General features: G+C 42.4%; 18 protein-coding genes and 2 tRNA genes. 6 read left to right on the top strand and 14 right to left on the bottom strand.

Annotation, left to right across the window (positions count from 1 at the left end; translation table 11 throughout):
- Positions 1–206: 206 nt before the first annotated feature.
- From R0123_RS00100 to R0123_RS00080, 5 genes are all read right to left on the bottom strand, one after another.
- Positions 207–617, bottom strand: coding sequence for a rhodanese-like domain-containing protein (locus R0123_RS00100; RefSeq protein WP_323842667.1), 411 nt, complete (start codon positions 615–617; stop codon positions 207–209).
- Positions 618–704: 87 nt separating this feature from the next.
- Positions 705–1,799, bottom strand: a complete 1,095-nt coding sequence (gene rsgA / locus R0123_RS00095) for a ribosome small subunit-dependent GTPase A (protein WP_323842666.1) — start codon at positions 1,797–1,799, stop codon at positions 705–707.
- A gap of 153 nt (positions 1,800–1,952) precedes the next feature.
- Positions 1,953–2,043, bottom strand: a tRNA-Ser gene (locus R0123_RS00090).
- Between the two features lie 83 nt (positions 2,044–2,126).
- Positions 2,127–2,217, bottom strand: a tRNA-Ser gene (locus tag R0123_RS00085).
- Between the two features lie 89 nt (positions 2,218–2,306).
- Positions 2,307–3,617: an FAD-dependent monooxygenase gene (locus R0123_RS00080; RefSeq protein WP_416381686.1), complete on the bottom strand. Its 1,311-nt coding sequence runs from the start codon at positions 3,615–3,617 to the stop codon at positions 2,307–2,309.
- 210 nt (positions 3,618–3,827) lie between these two features.
- Here R0123_RS00080 and R0123_RS00075 point away from each other — a divergent pair, with 210 nt between their 5' ends.
- The 3 genes from R0123_RS00075 to R0123_RS00065 all read left to right on the top strand — a co-directional run bounded on the left by R0123_RS00075 (position 3,828) and on the right by R0123_RS00065 (position 7,078).
- Positions 3,828–5,015: an MFS transporter gene (locus R0123_RS00075; protein ID WP_323842664.1), complete on the top strand. Its 1,188-nt coding sequence runs from the start codon at positions 3,828–3,830 to the stop codon at positions 5,013–5,015.
- 292 nt (positions 5,016–5,307) lie between these two features.
- Positions 5,308–6,474, top strand: coding sequence for a methionine adenosyltransferase (metK, locus tag R0123_RS00070; RefSeq protein WP_323842456.1), 1,167 nt, complete (start codon positions 5,308–5,310; stop codon positions 6,472–6,474).
- Between the two features lie 271 nt (positions 6,475–6,745).
- Positions 6,746–7,078, top strand: coding sequence for a DUF3144 domain-containing protein (locus tag R0123_RS00065; protein ID WP_323842663.1), 333 nt, complete (start codon positions 6,746–6,748; stop codon positions 7,076–7,078).
- Between the two features lie 59 nt (positions 7,079–7,137).
- Here the strand turns inward: R0123_RS00065 and orn are convergent, their stop codons facing one another.
- Entirely contained in the window at positions 7,138–7,734 is a 597-nt protein-coding gene (gene orn / locus R0123_RS00060) for an oligoribonuclease (protein ID WP_323842454.1), read from the bottom strand.
- A gap of 220 nt (positions 7,735–7,954) precedes the next feature.
- On the opposite strand from orn, the gene R0123_RS00055 reads away from it, so the two are divergent.
- On the top strand, positions 7,955–8,596 hold the full coding sequence (locus tag R0123_RS00055) for a DUF2062 domain-containing protein (RefSeq protein ID WP_323842662.1): 642 nt from the start codon (positions 7,955–7,957) through the stop codon (positions 8,594–8,596).
- 27 nt (positions 8,597–8,623) lie between these two features.
- On the opposite strand, the gene lolD is transcribed toward R0123_RS00055, so the two are convergent.
- Complete coding sequence (gene lolD / locus R0123_RS00050; protein WP_323842452.1) at positions 8,624–9,298, bottom strand: lipoprotein-releasing ABC transporter ATP-binding protein LolD; 675 nt, start codon at positions 9,296–9,298, stop codon at positions 8,624–8,626.
- A 9-nt stretch (positions 9,299–9,307) separates the two neighbouring features.
- Positions 9,308–10,549 carry a lipoprotein-releasing ABC transporter permease subunit gene (locus R0123_RS00045; protein WP_323842451.1) on the bottom strand — a complete coding sequence of 414 codons (1,242 nt, stop codon included), beginning with the start codon at positions 10,547–10,549 and terminating at the stop codon, positions 9,308–9,310.
- Between the two features lie 198 nt (positions 10,550–10,747).
- Here R0123_RS00045 and R0123_RS00040 point away from each other — a divergent pair, with 198 nt between their 5' ends.
- On the top strand, positions 10,748–11,707 hold the full coding sequence (locus R0123_RS00040; protein WP_323842661.1) for a hypothetical protein: 960 nt from the start codon (positions 10,748–10,750) through the stop codon (positions 11,705–11,707).
- 201 nt (positions 11,708–11,908) lie between these two features.
- Here R0123_RS00040 and ccoP read toward each other — a convergent pair whose 3' ends face one another.
- From ccoP to ccoN, 4 genes are read right to left on the bottom strand one after another with little or no spacing between them, the layout of a single operon-like run.
- Entirely contained in the window at positions 11,909–12,979 is a 1,071-nt protein-coding gene (ccoP, locus tag R0123_RS00035) for a cytochrome-c oxidase, cbb3-type subunit III (protein ID WP_323842449.1), read from the bottom strand.
- On the bottom strand, positions 12,976–13,152 hold the full coding sequence (locus tag R0123_RS00030) for a cbb3-type cytochrome c oxidase subunit 3 (protein ID WP_323842448.1): 177 nt from the start codon (positions 13,150–13,152) through the stop codon (positions 12,976–12,978). Before R0123_RS00030 ends, ccoP begins: the two co-directional genes overlap by 4 nt.
- Positions 13,152–13,790: a cytochrome-c oxidase, cbb3-type subunit II gene (gene ccoO, locus R0123_RS00025; protein ID WP_323842660.1), complete on the bottom strand. Its 639-nt coding sequence runs from the start codon at positions 13,788–13,790 to the stop codon at positions 13,152–13,154. Before ccoO ends, R0123_RS00030 begins: the two co-directional genes overlap by 1 nt.
- Before the next feature lie 11 nt (positions 13,791–13,801).
- The gene (gene ccoN / locus R0123_RS00020) at positions 13,802–15,292 is read right to left on the bottom strand and encodes a cytochrome-c oxidase, cbb3-type subunit I (protein ID WP_323842446.1); all 1,491 of its coding nucleotides are present in this window, start codon (positions 15,290–15,292) and stop codon (positions 13,802–13,804) included.
- A gap of 660 nt (positions 15,293–15,952) precedes the next feature.
- Between ccoN and R0123_RS00015 the strand changes: the two genes are divergently transcribed.
- Positions 15,953–16,336 (top strand): SCP2 sterol-binding domain-containing protein, encoded by a 384-nt coding sequence (locus R0123_RS00015; protein WP_323842445.1) that lies wholly within the window; start codon positions 15,953–15,955, stop codon positions 16,334–16,336.
- Positions 16,337–16,475: 139 nt separating this feature from the next.
- Here the strand turns inward: R0123_RS00015 and R0123_RS00010 are convergent, their stop codons facing one another.
- Both R0123_RS00010 and R0123_RS00005 read right to left on the bottom strand, forming a co-directional pair.
- Positions 16,476–17,399 (bottom strand): OmpA family protein, encoded by a 924-nt coding sequence (locus tag R0123_RS00010; protein ID WP_323842659.1) that lies wholly within the window; start codon positions 17,397–17,399, stop codon positions 16,476–16,478.
- A gap of 107 nt (positions 17,400–17,506) precedes the next feature.
- Positions 17,507–19,296 (bottom strand): YadA-like family protein (locus R0123_RS00005; RefSeq protein ID WP_323842658.1); only part of this gene is annotated, 1,790 nt, incomplete at its 5' end.

The following is a 19,296-nucleotide window of genomic DNA, read 5'->3' as shown; positions in this document are numbered from 1 at the left end:
CTAAAATTTAATGAATATATTTAATTTAATATCATCTTTTGATAATGGCATTTGTTAAATTCAATCAAATTAAAAACTTAATCAAAAAGCCAACCTTATTCATTCAATTGGGTCAAGCGATCAATTTTTCAAGCCAAAAATCAACAATCATTTCATCTTTTATGTTCAATTTTGCCAATTTTGGCTTTATAATCAATACCCAACCATCATTTTTTAGCAACGGCCAATGGTAGGCCAGCTGCCTGATAACCCTGTATGCCACCAGATAAACGCATAAAATTAGATTTGCCCACAAGACTTACCGCCGCACCTGACTGCAAACCAACATCACAGACAAATACCACAGGCGTATCAATGGCACGCAGCTCATCTAGGTGATTTTTTAGCTCAATAAATGGAATGTTGCGACTGCCTGAAATATGCGAAAGTGCAAATTTATTGGCAGGGCGGATATCAATGATGCGTGCCTGCTGATTATTGACGAGTAAACCAAGCTCATTGGGTGCAACTTTTTTGCCGTTACGCTTACCCTCCACCATAAAAAATGCCACAATCAGCACCGCTAAGATGCCGAATAACACAGGGTGATTACCTATAAAAGTTAGCCAACGCTCCACAGTCTCTCCAATTTGAAATTCAAAAGTCTCATTATAATCAAAATTTATTAAAAGTACACTAATTTTGTCAATTTATTAAGTCAATGGTTAATTTTTTATCAATTGACTTCTGGCTGATGACGCACTCACCTTCGCTTCTTCAACCAAATCATTAAAGCTCTCAATACGCCGTGCCAAAATCTTACCCTCACCTACTGCCTGCCAAAATGCACAGCCTTTGGCGTTTTGGGCATGATTACAGTCTCGAAATTGGCAATCACCATAAATCTCATTAAGCTCATCAAAACCTTTCATGATATCATCACTGGACAAATGCCATATACCATATTCACGAATACCTGGTGTATCAATGATGCCACCTTTGGTCAAATCTTGGTCATCAAAAGCAAGCAGTCGGCTAGTAGTGGTTGTGTGTTGTCCCAGCTGCGAACCCACCGAGATGATGTTGGTTGGTTGGTTGGCATTGGGTAAAATTTGGTTGATCAAGCTTGATTTTCCCACACCAGACTGACCTGCAAAGATGGTGAGCTGACCATTAAGATATGTTTGCAATTCATCAAGACCACCCAAATTAACACTTGAAGTTTGAATGATATCAAAATCATATTTTTTGCCAAGCGACTGATATTCTTGATAAATCTGATCAACCTCCTCGAAGTTCATCAATAAATCAGCCTTATTTAATACCAAAAGCGGTCTAACGCCACTTAGGCGTGCCACAAGCAAATATCGGTCGATCAGATTGGTTGCAGGCTTTGGTATGGGGGCAAAGACAATGGCAAGCATATCAATATTTGCCGCCACAGGCTTGACTTTATTATAGCGATCTGGCCGCATAATGAGCGTACGCCTATCAAGAAGTACCTCAATCCTACCCAAACCAGAAGTGATGTCAATGCTAAATTTAACCTCATCGCCAGATGTCATCATAGGTAGGTTGGTGCGAGCATGGCAACGCCAAATATCGCCAAGGTTTAATGAAGCTGGGTCATTATTGGTAGTGATATCAGGAAAATTTGGCATAATGCTGGGCAATTCGGTAATCTGCACATCAAGTTGCTTGCCAAAATGCGAGACAATAACCCCACTGACCAGCGTGCCATCATCAATAATTTTGTTTTGATTTTTTTGGATTTGGCGAGTTTGATTTTTGGTAAGTTTGCGACGACGGATAAAAGACATGATGAATCAAATTAAAATAAAAGGATAAAGCATCTCATTTTAACTTAAAAAATCTTGTTAAACAATTTGTTTAATATAAAATTTATTTGATATAAAAAAAACCACCAAACTGGTGGTTTTAGTCATTAAGATATCTCATTGATACAACAATAATGGCGGAAGCTGAGAGATTCGAACTCTCGGTGGGCTACAAACCCACGCCGGTTTTCAAGACCGGTGCATTCAACCGCTCTGCCAAGCTTCCAAATATAGCTATTTGTCTTTAAACTCAATCAATAGTTAAGTGTATAGGTTGAGATCATAAGCACATAATCTTACTTAAAATAATGGCGGAAGCTGAGAGATTCGAACTCTCGGTGGGCTACAAACCCACGCCGGTTTTCAAGACCGGTGCATTCAACCGCTCTGCCAAGCTTCCGTAGGCGTGTATTATAGCGATTTTTTGGTAGATTGCAAGCATTTTTTGCTATTTTCTAAAAAATTTTTACTTTATCTTTTAACACTTTTTTAAGATTTTAGTCCCATCGCATAGCTTGCCACCAAAGGCTTAATACCTGGCACTTTATCAAAAATTACCAAGCCCACATTGCGAGCAAATTTCATCATAGGATTGGCATTGCTAAAGCTATCCACCACCGTATCACAAAAGCGGATCACTCGTTTTTGGTCTTTTTGACGAGCCTGTTCATAGGCTCTTAGGTTGGCGAAGTTGCCCAAGTCATAATCAATATTCTGGCGTCTATTAGCACCAAGCATATTTGCCAAAGCATACGCATCTCGCAGGCACAAATTAAACCCTTGTCCTGCCACAGGGTGTAGAGTATGGGCGGCATTCCCCATGATCACGCAACGACCCACAACCTGCCGATGTGCCAACACCTTAGACAGTGGATATGCCCCACGACGACCCACCGCCATAAACTTGCCTGCATCTGACCCGAATACCGTTTGCAAAGTAGCCTTAAAATACTCATCATCTTCAAGATAACGCTTTTGCTCACCAACCTTGCAAATAAACACCACAGAACGGCGATAACCCTGAGTTGTACCATCTACACCATCACCACGCCCATCGGTCAAAGGCAATACCGCAAGCGGTCCAACAGCCGAAAATTTCTCAATGCCGATATGTTGATGCGGTTTGTCAGTCTCAACTACCCCAACGATACCTACCTGCCCATAATCATGCGTATCAATACCAACCTTTAAAATCTGACGGCTGATGGAATCTTTCCCATCACAGGCAACAACAAGAGGTGCCCACAAACAATGCGTTTTACCATTTTTATGAAAAACCACAGATGCTGATGTGTCATTTTGCTGAATGTCCACAACACTTGCATCATCAATCAAACAAACAAAATCGCTCGCCTGCACCGCCAATAATAACTGGCGACCCATCCACGCATTTTCTATGACCTGACCAAAGCTCTCTACGCCCTCGGCCATCTTATCCAGCTTTGCTCGCCCAAAACCTCCCACTTCGCTAATCTCTACGCCATCAATACGACAAGCATGGCTTTGCATACTCTCCCACAACCCAATTTCAGTATAAATCTGTACCGTACGCCTTGATAATGCTGTATTGCGACTATCTAAATACACAGCACGGTGTTTATCATCATCAGGGCTGATGGCTGGATAGGCAAACTGTTCAATGATTGTACTATAAATACCCTGATGTGCCAGCAGTAACGCCAAAGATAGGCCCACCTGACCACCACCAATAATGATGACATGATTGGTGTCTTGCTGATCATGATGATTTTGGCTTGATGAATCTTGGGTATGATTATCGGTATTGGCAGTTGTTATCATTTTGGTCATCTTATATCAAATTGATATTCATTCATGCAAAAACTAAAACAGCATAAAGCGGATATAAAATTGTACCACAATCCACAAAAACGCACTAAAATTTTTGTTAAACTCATCTTGATATTCACAAAGTAATGATTTTTAAACTCAGTCAAAGCACCCAAACCATGATACAATAATCAGGCCGTTTAGCATAAAAGCTTTCACATCATGAAAACATTTTACACACCTAATTTTATTGAAAAACTCACAATCGCCATGATTGGTTTTTTTGCTTTTTTGCAAGTGTATTCAGTGCAAGCAATTTTACCAATTTTGAAAGCAGATTTTAATGCTTCTGAGGTGGCAATCGGTGTTTCAGTTGGTGCAACCGTGCTGGCAATTGCACTAATCTCACCTTTTATCGGCATATTATCAGACACATTTGGGCGTAAAGTATTCATTGTTGGCTCGCTACTACTTCTTGCCCTGCCCACTGGCATGGTTGGTATGAGTCGCTCGGTAGATGAGCTGTCTGTATGGCGGTTTTTACAAGGTTTGACCATACCTGGCATTACAGTAGTGCTGATTGCTTATATCAGCGAAGAGTACAACAAAAATGTCGCACAAATGACAAGCTTGTATGTCGCAGGGACAGTACTTGGTGGTTTTAGTGGTCGGTTTTTTGCAGGGCATCTTCATGAGCTGATTGGCTGGCGGCAGGCATATCTGGTGATGGCGATTTTAACACTCATTGGTGCAATATGGACACTAAAAACCCTGCCAAACTCTCGGCATTTCATTAAAAGTGGCGATTTTAAAAACGCCTTTACCCTACTGATTTTGCATAGCAAAAACCGTCAGGTTATCAGTGCCTGTATGCTGGGTGGTTGTGTGCTATTTTCATTAGTCGGTTGTTTTACTTTTATTAATCTGCACTTAGCAAGTAGCCCCTACCATTTGGACGCATCACATCTTGCTAACATCTTTTCACTATATCTTATTGGCATGGTCATCACACCCATGTCAAGCAAATTCATCATACGCTTTGGCACGGTAAATGTCATCATCAGTGCAATATTATGTTCAATGATGGGGCTAATAATGACATTGGCCACACCGCTTTGGCTCATCATTATAGGTTTGATTGTCATGTCGTCAGGCGTATTCATTACTCAAGCGGCAACCATCAGCTACATCGGTAGTCAGGTCAGCCAAGGGCGATCGCTTGCCTCTGGTCTATACTATATGGGCTACTATGGCGGTGGTAGCATCGGTGCTTGGGCGTGCGCCATCGCCTATACACAGGGGCAATGGAAGCTGGCCGTAGCACTCATCATCGCTGTGCAAGTGGTGGCATTGATGGTGGCTTGGTTGTTGATGAAAAAACAGGCCAATCAACAACCCCTTAAAAAATGATCAATCCAAGTAAATTTATAAATTTACCTTTAATGGCAAAAGACTCAATAAAAAAATCACCAGTTTCAACCCATACATAAAAATATTTCATTAGCAATTTGCATGAAAATATCTTATAATTTTCCCCCAAATGCCTTGTGATTTTATCTGTACCAAATATCATTAACACCACTCATGATAAACACACTGCAATTCACCTTGTGCGTTTGGTCATCAGACCATTTTGTCAAGCCTAAAAAAGCCACCAAAATTCGCACAATTTTTTTATTATTTTTTTTATAAGTGATTGTTTATGAATTATCAAGTGTTTACCTCAGAATCTGTGTCCGAAGGACATCCTGATAAGATGGCTGACCAAATTTCAGACGCTTTGCTAGATGCTATTTTAAGCCAAGACAAAGACGCTCGTGTCGCTTGCGAAACCCTCACCAAAACAGGGGCGGTCATTCTAGCAGGCGAGATTAGCACCCATGCCAATATTGACATCGAGAATATCGTGCGTACCACTGTCAATAAAATCGGCTATAATCATTCAGATTTGGGTTTTGATGGCGACAGCTGTGCGGTCATCAATATGATTGGCAAGCAATCACCTGAAATTGCCCAAGGCGTTGATAGAAGCCGACCAGAAGATCAAGGTGCAGGCGACCAAGGATTGATGTTTGGCTATGCCACCAACGAAACAGATGTGCTCATGCCAGCACCAATTCAACTCTCGCACCGTTTGATGGAGCGTCAAGCACAATTGCGTAAAGATGGCACGCTAAGCTGGCTACGCCCAGATGCCAAAGCACAAGTTACCCTACGCTATGATGCCAATCACAAACCAGTTGCCATAGATGCTCTTGTGTTATCCACCCAGCATAGTCCAGACATCGGTTATGACGCCCTAAAAGAAGCTGTCATAGAAGAAATCATCAAACCTGTCATTCCAAGTCAATTGCTACACAAAGATACTTTGTATCACATCAACCCAACAGGCAAGTTCATCATCGGCGGCCCTGTGGGTGATGCAGGGCTTACGGGTCGCAAAATTATTGTAGATACTTACGGCGGTATGGCACGACACGGTGGCGGTGCATTCTCTGGTAAAGACCCAAGCAAAGTGGATAGAAGTGCTGCTTATGCAGGTCGCTATGTTGCCAAAAATATTGTCGCTGCTGGTCTTGCTGACCGCTGTGAAGTGCAAATTTCCTATGCCATTGGTGTTGCCGAACCAACCTCTATCTCAGTAAATACCTTTAACACTGGCAAAATCAGCAACCAAAGCATTGAACGCTTAATCCGTGCACATTTTGACCTGCGTCCATATGGCATTACTCATATGCTAGACTTATTACAACCGATGTATGAAATCACTGCCAGCTACGGACACTTTGGGCGGGCAGGCTCAGACAATGCTTTTACTTGGGAAAAAACTGACCGTGCCGATGCTCTACGAGCCGATGCAGGCTTGTGATCAAAGCAGGTTTGGATAAGTTGAGATAAATAAAATAGATTAACAATAAATTGTCAAAATTTGCTATAAATTTGCTATCAAACCAAATGATGCTTCAACATTGTCATTTTGGCAATCATCACAATAAATCAAAAAGAAAGCAAAGTATGCTTCTTGCTCTCTTTTTGATTTTTTACTTTAATTTGTTAAAAATTGATGTTTTGACAGTAAAATTACCCAAAATATCACAAATTTCCAACATTTAATACAATTAATTCAATAGGAATATCGCATGAACGAACAAGCCAACAAGCCCAATCTAAGTCCTGAGGAATTTCAAGCCCAAGTAAACGCCTTTTATGAGCGTGCTGATGCCTTCATCAATCTTGCCAATAGCCAACTATCACCAAAATCACACGCAGGTCAAGTTGGTTCATCGCTCATGTATGCATCAGCTCGTTATAGTGCTTCTGTTGCTTCAATTGGCTTTATTAAATCAAGCGACTTTGAAAAAGAAAAAGAGGAAATCATCAAATTCTATACCGCCCAATATCAACAAATGCTGTCTGACAATTTAGATGATTATATTAAAAACTTTGAAAAGTATACCAACATCACCAAATGATTGACAAGCAAATGGCTGGCGATGCAATAGGACGGTATTTGGTTTGATGGCATATGCCATCAATCAAGTAGCTTAAAAAAATGCTCACGATAATGACGAAGTTCACGAATAGAATCACGAATGTCATCTAATGCCAAGTGTGCCCCACCCTTTTGATAGCCGCTTGCCACATCAGGACGCCAGCGGTAGCACAGCTCTTTAATGCTTGATACATCTAGGTTGCGGTAATGAAAATAGCGTTCTAATTGGGGCATTTGTCTTGCCAAAAATCTGCGGTCTTGGCAGATTGAATTACCGCACATCGGCGATATGCCCTCAGCACACCATTTAGAAAGAAATTCAATGGTTGCATTTTCAGCATCTGCCAAAGTCGCCGTACTACGACGCACTCGGTCTATTAGACCTGACTGACCGTGTTGCTTCTTATTCCAATCATCCATTGAATTTAGCACGGTATCTGGCACTTTGATGGCAATCACAGGACCCTCAGCTAGGATATTTAAATCATCATCGGTTACAATGGTAGCAATCTCAATGATTTCATCATTAAGTGTGTCAAGCCCTGTCATTTCCAAGTCAATCCAGATGAGTGCTTTTTTGGTGTTTTTTTTGGATTTTGAAGGTTTTGGGTGGGTGATGTTAATTTTACCGTTCATGATTTGACCATTATGAAAATAAATCCAAGCATTGTATCATACCTTGTGTTAGCTTGATAGCCCATTGTTTAATCCATCATTAAAATGCCTTAATTAAAATACTGTTTGCAAGTCATGACCTGCAATTTAACTAAAAACCCAACATACAACTGCACAATCACAAAGCCAAAAATGTATTTTTTTGGTATAATGATCAAACATTCATCAATCACCATTTGTCATGCCCAAAAAAACATTAAAAAAATGGCTACCCACACCAGAAAAGCTGCATGAAAATCGCATCATGAAGTGGTTCGCACCTTTTATTACAGACCCACGCCTATGGCATATGCACCGTGATGCTCTGACAAGAGCGGTGTACATTGGCGTATTATGTGCCTTTTTCCCCCTGCCAGGGCAAATGCCACTTGCCATCATTGGTGCATTATTAATCCGTGCAAATATCCCTATGGCCGTTGCACTCACTTGGATCACCAATCCCTTAACGACCATTCCTGTATTTTGGTTTGCATATTCGTTAGGTGCATTCATCTTAGGCGAACCTGTGATTGGCATTCGTACAATTGGCGTGATTTTATCTGAATTTACACTATGGGTGGCAGGTCAAGGGGTAAGCCCCTTTATGCATCATCTATTTTCACCAAAAGCCTTTATAGTGGGCTTGACCGTCTGTGCAATCATCACCAGTATCATACTTGGGCTTTTATTTCGTTGGATATTTCACTACCACATCATCAGTACTTGGCAAAAACGGGCAGGTTATAACGCCCAAGCACCCAAATTTAATACTCAAAAAGGGCATAAACAACGAGAGTTGGCACAGACCCAACAACATCAAGAAGATGAAGATTCTTCTATTTGATGAATCTCTTGCTTTAAAACAAACCCATCAAATCCATTGACCACCACGCATTTCTAGCTGTCTATCAGCCCGTGCAGCAAGCTGTCTGTCATGTGTTACCATAAGCAATGCTGTACCAAAAGCATCTTGTAAATCCGACAACAACTCAAACACCGTTTGAGCATTATCATCATCTAAATTACCTGTTGGCTCATCTGCTAAAATCAGCTTTGGATTGGTAATAAGAGCACGAGCAATCGCCACACGCTGTCGTTCGCCACCAGATAATTCGCTGGGTCTGTGATGTGTGCGGTGCGATAATCCCACCTTGTCTAGCATTGCATCAGCTCGCCTACGCGCCTCATTAATAGCAACATCAGAACGCATCAGTAGTGGCATGGCAACATTTTCTGTAGCAGTAAATTCAGGTAGCAGATGGTGAAATTGATAGATAAACCCTAGATACTGGTTACGCAATTGACCACGCTCAGTTTCGTTCAGATGATTAAGGCACTTGCCATCAATCCAAACCTCACCTGTTGTCGGTATATCCAGCCCACCAAGCAAATGTAGCAGCGTACTCTTACCAGAGCCACTACTGCCCACAATGGCAATGCGTTCGCCTGCATGAACCATCAAATCTAGACCCATCAGTACAGGCGTTCTGATCCTGCCTTCATCATAGACTTTAGTTATGTTATCAGCTTTTAAAATAATACTCATCATTCATCCTTATTCATAACGCAAAGCCTGAGCTGGCTGAATGCGAGATGCACGCAAAGCAGGGTAAATTGTCATAAAAAAACTTAGTAAAAATGAAGCAACCACAATCAAGATGATATCAAATACCTCAATTTGTGTTGGCAAAAAGTCTACAGGATAAGCCCCTGATGTTAATAACGACACACCAAAAATCTGCCCAATATAAGTAACAATATCATTAACAGTAAAAGTCAAAGCAAGCCCTAAAATCGTCCCTGCAATCGTACCAATCACACCAATAATCATGCCTTGCACGATGAACACTTGCATGACAAGCTTTGATGATGCACCAAAAGTCTTTAAGATTGCAATGTCAGATTTTTTATCTGTAACAAGCATGATAAGACTAGACACAATATTAAAAGCAGCAACAATGACGATTAAAAATAACAATAAGCCAATGATGGACTTTTCCATCTTGACTGCATTAAATAAATTGCCATGTGTCATTGTCCAATCGGTAGGATATAAATTGACATCAAGGCTGGCTGCCTTTCTGGCTGCATCAGGTGCTTGAAAGATATCATGAGTCAATAATCTTACGCCCTGAGCACCCTCTGGCAATCTCAACATCACACCTGCATCACGCATGGCAACAAACCCCATCACACCATCAACATCTTTACTGATATGATAAGTCCCCACCAAAGTAAACTGCTTAAATCTAGGAATCACACCCACCAATGATGGAGAGGCCTCAGGTAGCACAAGCGTTACTTTTTCACCCACACTCACACCCATGTTCTGAGCCATACCCTCACCAAGCACAATGCCAAATTCACCTGATTTTAAGCTGGTCAGAGCACCTTGCGTCATATAATCATCAACGATGGACACATTTTTTTCAAGCTCTGGTACAATACCAAATACCATGACGCCTGAAACCTGCCCATTTGCCGCCAGCATTCCTTGCAATTGAATGAATGGTGCGGTCGCTTTGACATTATCATCTTTTTTAATGATGGTATCAGAAATCTCCTGCCAGTTTGGCATGATGTCATAAGACATGACAGACGCCTGTGGTATCATGCCCAAAATGCGAGTTTTCATCTCACGATCAAAACCATTCATGACCGACAGCACCGTAATCAGTGCTGCCACGCCAAGCGTCAGCCCAATCATTGAAATGAACGAAATGAACGAGATAAAGCCATTTTTGCGTTCAGCTTTGGTATATCTTAATCCAATAAACAACGCCAAAGGACGAAACATAGAATTTTCTCAAAAAAATAAATAACTGTATAGTTTACACCATTTGGTTATTTTTTTGGTTATTTTTGAGATGATAATTAGCGGACAACACACCGTTTTTTTAAATTAACATTTAAATTGACACTCAAATAACGCTCATGCCTTGATTTTTTAGGGAATGCCCCTTATTAAAACAGCAATTGTTTATGAGAAAATACCATGAATCAAATACGCTATACCTACAAACACGAAGTTCCACCCAACAAAATAGATTTGCCTGGCAATGAAAATGCAGGCCACGCAGACCATTGGGCCATCTTGACAGAAAACATCAGTGAAGATGTTCCAAATTGGCTACAAGCAATGCTTAATAATCCCAGCTTACCAAATGGCTTGATAAAAAGCCACCCATCAGACAATAAGTTGCTCATCGCAAACGATACACCCTGCCATATCAAGCAGATATTAAGCCTAGAAAATGGTACACCAAAAGCATTCATCAATGCTTTTCCTGCGGTAGATAGTCCTTATGGTGTTGAGTGTCAAATTGAACGCATCATTCGCTGTAATGCAACATCTGATGCCATTTTACGCCTTAAAACCAAAGATGGCACCATCATTTATGCTTTTGATCAGCTATACGCCATTAATCATACCGAATACAAAACACCAAAAACCTATTATGTCAATCTAAGTGCATGGGCGTACAACATCAAACCAAGCAACCAAGAAGAAACCATCTTGATTGATGACCCCATCGCCATTCGCTATCATCGTGCATTTAACGACATTGTCAGTGCCAACAATGGACAAGTTCCAGATGATGTTGAAGAACAAATCCGCACATGGACACCCACCGATCTTACAGATGGTGAAAGCCTTGCACCTGTTGAGATTAATTTTGGCCACAGTTGCATTTATTTGTTTGGTGAGACATTTGGTCAAGAAGATGAAGCATGGTGCCAAGGTCAGGTATTGGGCATCAGCAGAGACAGTTTTTTTGATAAAGAATTGATGTTATTTGATGTGGTCATTCTCAAAGAGCCTGATGCTACACCACTTGTAGTACGCATTGCTGCCATGGCCGATGAAACCACACAAGCCATTAAGGTAAATGATTTTATTCAAGCAAACATTTGGCTACAAGCAGCCATCTATGCTCAAAACCAACGCCCCTAACTTGATACCCTTAACGGTTTTTTAATTCACCATCAACCACAAAAAACTAAGTCAAAAGCCAAATTAATGAGTTTGGCTTTTTTTTGTTGACCAATAAAAATGGTTGAAAAAAAGATGGTGAAATTAAAAAAAAACAAAAAAAGAGCCAAATACTGGCCCTTTTTTTGTGGAGTGACTAAAATGATGATCTAAATACTATCATCATTCAGTTGGATTTTGAGATAGTGAACGCACATAAGCAGCCAATAGCATGATACGCTCATTACCCAATTTAGTTTGCCACTCTGGCATCACACCCGAACGACCATGACGAATGGTGGTGCGAATGGTTTCACGATCTCCACCAAACAACCAAATATCATCAGTTAAGTTTGGCGCACCCATTGCGGTCAATCCCTTAGCATCTGGACCATGGCAGAGCACACAGTTTTGCTCAAAAATGGCTTTACCTTGTGCAATTTGTGCTTTATTTAACTCATAGCCATTTTGATTGCCAGAAATATCCAACACATATTCAGCCGCTGCACGAACACCAGACTCGCCAAGTTGCTTTTGCCAAGCTGCCATCGCACCCACACGGCCATTATGAATGGTAAGCAAGATATTTTCAGCTTCACCACCGTACAACCAGTCATTATCCGTTAGGTTTGGATAGCCTGTTGCACCTTTGGCATTTGAGCCATGACACAGTGCACAGTTTTGCAAAAATAGACGGCTACCTACCTTTAAGGCCTCTGGATCAGCAGACAGTTTGTCCACATAAGGGGCAAGCAACTTAACTTGCTCATCGATTTGCCCTTGTAACTCAGGCGAAGGTTCAGCCTTACCTTTATTTTGTAGTTGCAGTTCATTAAGCTTTGCAAGTACGGCTGTGGCTTCTGTCGCCCCTGCATTTGCCAAAATACCTTGTTCAAAGTTTTCAGTAAATACTTTATTGTTGGCTTGAAGCTGGCTGTTTAGCTCGTTTTCTGATGTCCAAGGCACAGCCTGACCATCAACCTCAACTGTTGTAATGCCTTTCCAAGCATTTGGCTGAATGGCAGGGAACAAGATAAAGTAGCCCAAACCCCAAGTTAATGTACCGAAGAAAATCACAAGCCACCATTTTGGTAATGGCTTATCATATTCTCTAATACCATCATATGAATGACCTGTCGTCTCGTCTTCTTCTAAGACAGGTTTAGATTTTAGTGTCCACACTAACACGCCGAAGATAAATAACCAACAGCCGAGTGATAGGACAGTAATCCAAGAACCCCAAAAAAAGCTCATTGTATATCCTTAGTGCGCCCTTTTAATGACAGAACATCGCTGTCATCGAGCGCAAGTTGTGCATCTTCTTCAAAGCGTTTCTTATTTTTTGGTGAATATGCCCACCATGCGATGGCGATGAAAGCAATAAGTGCCATCACCGTCGCAATACTGTGTAAAACGCCCCAGTTCATTAGCGTTGACCTTGCATCGCAATACCAAGTTGCTGTAGGTAGGCAACCACCGCATCAAGCTCGGTTGCACCCTGCACTTGGTCAGGTGCTGCTTCAATGTCTTGCTCGGTGTAAGGCAAGCCAAAACGATCTTTAAACAGACGCATTTTTTGTTGTACTTTGACACCACTGACTTCATTCTTGGCAAGCCAAGGATAAGATGGCATGACAGAATCAGGAACAACAGAACGCGGATTAGTCAGATGATCAACATGCCATTGGTCTGAATAACGGCCACCCACACGAGCCAAATCAGGGCCAGTACGCTTAGAACCCCACAAGAAAGGGTGATCCCAAGTTGATTCTGCCGCACGGCTATATGGTCCATAACGCTCAACTTCGGCACGGAGCGGACGCACCATTTGCGTATGACACACATGGCAACCTTCACGGATATAAATATCACGACCTTCAAGCTCTAAAGCTGTCCAAGGACGCATATTTGGCAACGGTTTGTTGACCCCGCCTTCATTAGGTGCATTGGTATCAAAAATCAGCGGTACAATCTCAACTAAGGTTGCAAAGCTAATGGCAATGACAATAAAGACGACCAGTAAACCTGTATTTTTTTCTACAATTTCATGAGTTATATTTGACATGACTCTCCCCTTTAAGCCTTGACAGTGTCATTATCAAACACTTCATCACGACCAGTATTCACCTCTTCTGGCTCAGCGATTCGCTCAGGAACACTTGGCATTTTGATGGTCTTGTAGCAGTTATAGGCCATGACAAACATACCAGCCACATACAATGCACCACCTAATGCACGCACCACAAATGGCCAATGTGATACCACAACCGTCTGAATGAAGTCATATGCCAAAGTACCATCTGGATTGGTAGCACGCCACATCATGCCTTGAGTGATACCAGAAATCCACAATGCAACAATATACAAAACCGTGCCTGTGGTCGCAAGCCAAAAATGCACAGTAATCAGGTTGGTTGAGTACATTTTCGCCTTATTCCAAATGCGTGGCAATAACACATAGATAGAACCGATGGTAATCATACCCACCCAGCCAAGTGCACCAGAGTGAACATGACCTACCGTCCAGTCGGTATTATGACTGATGGCGTTTACTGCCTTGATAGATAACATCGGACCTTCAAAGGTACTCATTGCGTAGAATGACAGAGCAACAATCAAGAAACGAATGATTGGGTCAGTACGAAGTTTATCCCAACTGCCTGATAGTGTTAGCACACCATTAATCATGCCACCCCAAGATGGTGCAAATAGAATGAGCGAGAACACCATACCTAAAGACTGGGTCCAATCTGGCAATGCTGAATAGTGCAGATGGTGTCCGCCTGCCCACATATATGATGCAATCAGTGCCCAAAAGTGAACAATAGACAGACGATAAGAATAAACAGGGCGACCGACCTGCACAGGAATAAAGTAATACATCATACCCAAAAATGCAGCCGTCAGGTAGAAACCTACTGCATTATGGCCGTACCACCATTGCACCATTGCATCTGTTGCACCGCCATACAATGAATATGACTTGAATAGACCTACTGGAACTGCCAAGTTATTAACAATATGTAGTAACGCAATCGTAATGATGAATGCTGCAAAAAACCAGTTTGCCACATAAATGTGTGAGGTCTGACGCTTAATCAAAGTACCAAAAAATACGATGGCATAAGCAACCCACACAAGGGCAATCATAATGTCTATCGGCCATTCTAGCTCGGCATATTCTTTGGCAGAGGTGATACCTAGCGGAAGGGTGATGACCGCAGAGACAATGATCGCCTGCCAACCCCAAAAGGTGAACCACGCCAAGTATGGTGCAAACAGTCGTGTCTTACAAGTACGCTGTACAATGTAATAAGATGTGGCAAAAAGTGCCGATCCACCGAACGCAAAAATCACCGCATTCGTATGAAGCGGTCTTAATCGTCCAAAAGATAGCCAAGATGTATCAAAGTTAAGTGCTGGCCATGCAAGCTGAGATGCGATGAACACACCCACTGTCATGCCAATAATACCCCAAAATACCGCCATGATGGTAAAGAAACGCACAATCGTGATTTCATGTTCATGGTCAATATTCGGTGCTACTGCTGTTTTAGTTAGACTCATTGGATATTTTCCTGTGCAGCCCGATTTATATAGCGATATTGTTGGTTTTAGCCATTTGCCTTAATTTTGGCAAACATATAACAACAATATTTTCAACGCTTTTTGAGTTATATTTGTATATTTTAACGCAAAGTGCCATAAATATCATCAACTCTAAGCAAATAACCGCAAAAAATCCTTAATTTTTTTAAGGAAAATACAACAAAGACCATCAGAATCTATCCAATATGTGCATTGTCGGTGCTTGCTTAGCTGTGATTAGCTTGGCTTGCGTTTTATAAGCTAAACTGCTTATACCTAAATTGAACCAATTCCATGTTACTATCATGGAATTATTAAAATTCTTCAACAGCTATTATACAACACAAATGTAAATTTTAGACCATATTTTGTAAAAATATTTGATTTTTTGGCAATATTTTTGAGGTTTGGCAATATTTTTTGTCAATTTTTTGCAAAATTTGCCAATATCAACCACCATCAAAATATTAAAATTTGTTTCAAGCCAACTTTTTTTGCTAACCAAAAGCTCATTCAATCTTTAATTGTTAAAATGATTAGACGGTAATTTGTGGATAATCTGTGCATATATAAGATTTTTTTAGTAAATTACTTTATAATGACTTGTTTTTAGTCGGTCATAAATTTATAGGAATATTCATGGCACAATTTTTATCTCAGTCATGGTTTGATATCGTCAATACCCTAAATGAACAAGCCCCCACGCTCAATCTACCCCCTGCATTGGCAAATCTTGTGATGAATGCAACGGTAGAGCAAGACAAGCCTGTTTTATTACACCTAAAAGACGGTAAAATTCACCAAGGTCATGCAAAGGGTGCTACCGCCAGTGTCATCATTGACAACAACACACTCAGTGATATTCTAACAACAGGCGACATTAATATCGCCATTGAGGCTTTTATGATGGGAAAAATTCGCATTGATGGCGACATGAGTGCCGTGATGTCTTTGCAATCTACAAAGCCAAGCCCAGAACAAAAAACACTTTTTAAAGAAATTTTAAAAATCACCGAGTTTTGATACATATAGCAAAGCTTAACATCAAATAGCACATTGATATTATCCAACCAGCTTCAACTATCATAAAAAAACCGCTCATTCATTGATGAGCGGTTTTTTTATGATGGTTGAAATTTAACCAATTGATGGTTATTTAAAGCTACTTGTCTGCACTGTCATCTACACGAGCATAGACAGTAACATCAACCTCTACACGACGGTTTGGCTGTAAGCAGATGATTTGCTGAGCTTTTGGTGCTTTGATATCGCACACAACATCTGGCAATGGCTGAGACTCACCTGCACCTGATGCTGTTAGAGTGCTTGGTGTTACACCCTTAGAAATCAGATACTGACGAACCGTATTAGCACGAAGCATGGATAAGTTCATATTATACAAATCATCGCCATAACGGTCGGTATGACCTGTCAGATGAATACGAGATTCGCCACGCTGTTCCCATTCAAGCAATTTTGTTGCCAAATCATCAAGCTTTACACGCCCTGCTGGTAGCATATCTTCTAATTTCCATTTATCAAACATGAATAAAGCATCTGCTTCTAGATTGATACGCTCTTTGATGATTGGAGTGGGAACTGTTGGAGCGGTTGGAGCGGTTGGAGCGGTTGGAGAAAGAACCACAACTGGAGCAGGTGGCATGACAGGCGTAGCAACAGGTGGCTTGGCGTAAGCAGCACAGTCCGCTGGCAGCCAATAAAACTCTTGACCATGAAAATTATCATCAAAGATGATTTTGTATTGGCAGACTTTCACGCTGTCGTCCGCTTTATAAAACTTCATGATGTAGTCCCACTCACGAGCACGATTAGCTTCATTAAAATGTGGGCGACCGATCAACTGATACAATTCGTCTTTAGCAATACCAGAGCGAATCTTGCTTAGATTCTCACGATTTGGAAATTGGCCATCTTTTTGCCAAGCGTCATCAAGCTTGGGAAAATAGATATCCTTGGCAGCAATTGTACCTTTGCTTGTAATATTTTGGCTGATTTGCTTTGTACCCATACAGCCAGTCATTATAAATGCTGTCATCGCAATGCTTAACGCAGTAATTTTTTTCATGATGTTATCCTAAATAACAAAAAATCAATACTTTATCAATATCATATAAAATTGATAGTGCCACACCTTAATGTTTTTATTAAGATGTGGCACGATGCTCATCAAGCTTAGAAGTGGAACCCTGCACCCACTGCACCACCTGCATTACCCTTGGTATCAGCAGAACCAGACATTTTAAGCACCCAGCGACCATTATCAGACAGCTTGGATAAACCAACGGCGACTGCACCCTCACCATTATAGCTGGCAACACCACCGGTCAGCATTGACTTACCTGGAATATATGCTTGTGGCAAAGATGCCATTGCCATTGCTGATGAAGTGCCTGCGTTGGCATTACTTTGCACATCGCCGATGCGTGCATTTAGTCTATTGCCTAGCGCATCAAGCTGTGCCAAATTTACCGCATCACTTGGCGCTTTCCCTGCTGCTACATTATGAATGGTTACAGGCGCATTGACATAGCCACCCACCAAAGTTACATCATTGCTTGGCGTAGCAGGAGTCGCTTTGCCATCGGCATCACTATACTGCACAGGGCGCACACCTACTGGACCTACTGAACCTACTAGACCTACTGGACCTTTAGGACCTGCTTCACCTTTAGGACCGGCTACACCTGCTTCACCTTTAGGACCTGCTGGACCTGCTGGACCGGCTACACCTGCATCACCTTTAGGACCTTGAGGACCGGCTACACCTGCATCACCTTTAGGACCTTGTGGACCGATGGCACCTGCATCACCTTTAGGACCTTGAGGACCGATGGCACCTGCTGGACCTGCTGGACCTGCTTCACCAGTGTCGCCTTTAGGACCTTGAGGACCGGCTACACCTGCATCACCTTTAGGACCTTGTGGACCGGCTACACCTGCATCACCTTTAGGACCTTGTGGACCGATGGCACCTGCATCACCTTTAGGACCTTGTGGACCGGCTACACCTGCATCACCTTTAGGACCTGCATCACCTTTAGGACCTTGAGGACCGATGGCACCTGCTGGACCTGCTGGACCGGCTACACCTGCATCACCTTTAGGACCTTGTGGACCGGCTACACCTGCATCACCTTTAGGACCTTGTGGACCGATGGCACCTGCTGGACCTGCTTCACCAGTGTCGCCTTTAGGACCTTGAGGACCGGCTACACCTGCATCACCTTTAGGACCTTGTGGACCGATGGCACCTGCTGGACCTGCTGGGCCTATAGCACCAGTATCACCTTTAGGACCTGTGTCGCCTTTAGGACCTGTGTCACCTTGAGGGCCTGCTGGGCCGATGGCACCAGTATCACCTTTAGGACCTGTATCACCTTTAGGACCTTGAGGACCGATGGCACCTGCTGGACCTGCTGGACCTGCTTCACCAGTGTCGCCTTTAGGACCTTGAGGACCGGCTACACCTGCATCACCTTTAGGACCTTGTGGACCGGCTACACCTGCATCACCTTTAGGACCTTGTGGACCGATGGCACCTGCATCACCTTTAGGACCTTGTGGACCGGCTACACCTGCATCACCTTTAGGACCTGCATCACCTTTAGGACCTTGAGGACCGATGGCACCTGCTGGACCTGCTGGACCGGCTACACCTGCATCACCTTTAGGACCTTGTGGACCGGCTACACCTGCATCACCTTTAGGACCTTGTGGACCGATGGCACCTGCTGGACCTGCTTCACCAGTGTCGCCTTTAGGACCTTGAGGACCGGCTACACCTGCATCACCTTTAGGACCTTGTGGACCGATGGCACCTGCTGGACCTGCTGGGCCTATAGCACCAGTATCACCTTTAGGACCTGTGTCGCCTTTAGGACCTGTGTCACCTTGAGGGCCTGCTGGGCCGATGGCACCAGTATCACCTTTAGGACCTGTATCACCTTTAGGACCTTGAGGAC

Source organism: Moraxella sp. Pampa (assembly GCF_035181385.1).
Taxonomy (GTDB): domain Bacteria; phylum Pseudomonadota; class Gammaproteobacteria; order Pseudomonadales; family Moraxellaceae; genus Moraxella.
This window is presented reverse-complemented; position numbering and strand designations above follow the sequence as displayed.

Excerpts from the sequence above, each read along its gene's own strand:
- lolD (WP_323842452.1), bottom strand. The coding sequence starts at position 9,298 with ATGAGTATTATTTTAAAAGCTGATAACATAACTAAAGTCTATGATGAA.
- R0123_RS00055 (WP_323842662.1), top strand. The coding sequence starts at position 7,955 with ATGCCCAAAAAAACATTAAAAAAATGGCTACCCACACCAGAAAAGCTG.
- ccoN (WP_323842446.1), bottom strand. The coding sequence starts at position 15,292 with ATGAGTCTAACTAAAACAGCAGTAGCACCGAATATTGACCATGAACAT.
- R0123_RS00030 (WP_323842448.1), bottom strand. The coding sequence starts at position 13,152 with ATGAACTGGGGCGTTTTACACAGTATTGCGACGGTGATGGCACTTATT.
- ccoP (WP_323842449.1), bottom strand. The coding sequence starts at position 12,979 with ATGAGCTTTTTTTGGGGTTCTTGGATTACTGTCCTATCACTCGGCTGT.
- R0123_RS00010 (WP_323842659.1), bottom strand. The coding sequence starts at position 17,399 with ATGAAAAAAATTACTGCGTTAAGCATTGCGATGACAGCATTTATAATG.
- R0123_RS00015 (WP_323842445.1), top strand. The coding sequence starts at position 15,953 with ATGGCACAATTTTTATCTCAGTCATGGTTTGATATCGTCAATACCCTA.
- R0123_RS00045 (WP_323842451.1), bottom strand. The coding sequence starts at position 10,549 with ATGTTTCGTCCTTTGGCGTTGTTTATTGGATTAAGATATACCAAAGCT.
- metK (WP_323842456.1), top strand. The coding sequence starts at position 5,308 with ATGAATTATCAAGTGTTTACCTCAGAATCTGTGTCCGAAGGACATCCT.
- ccoO (WP_323842660.1), bottom strand. The coding sequence starts at position 13,790 with ATGTCAAATATAACTCATGAAATTGTAGAAAAAAATACAGGTTTACTG.
- R0123_RS00040 (WP_323842661.1), top strand. The coding sequence starts at position 10,748 with ATGAATCAAATACGCTATACCTACAAACACGAAGTTCCACCCAACAAA.
- R0123_RS00080 (WP_416381686.1), bottom strand. The coding sequence starts at position 3,617 with ATGATAACAACTGCCAATACCGATAATCATACCCAAGATTCATCAAGC.
- rsgA (WP_323842666.1), bottom strand. The coding sequence starts at position 1,799 with ATGTCTTTTATCCGTCGTCGCAAACTTACCAAAAATCAAACTCGCCAA.
- R0123_RS00065 (WP_323842663.1), top strand. The coding sequence starts at position 6,746 with ATGAACGAACAAGCCAACAAGCCCAATCTAAGTCCTGAGGAATTTCAA.
- orn (WP_323842454.1), bottom strand. The coding sequence starts at position 7,734 with ATGAACGGTAAAATTAACATCACCCACCCAAAACCTTCAAAATCCAAA.
- R0123_RS00075 (WP_323842664.1), top strand. The coding sequence starts at position 3,828 with ATGAAAACATTTTACACACCTAATTTTATTGAAAAACTCACAATCGCC.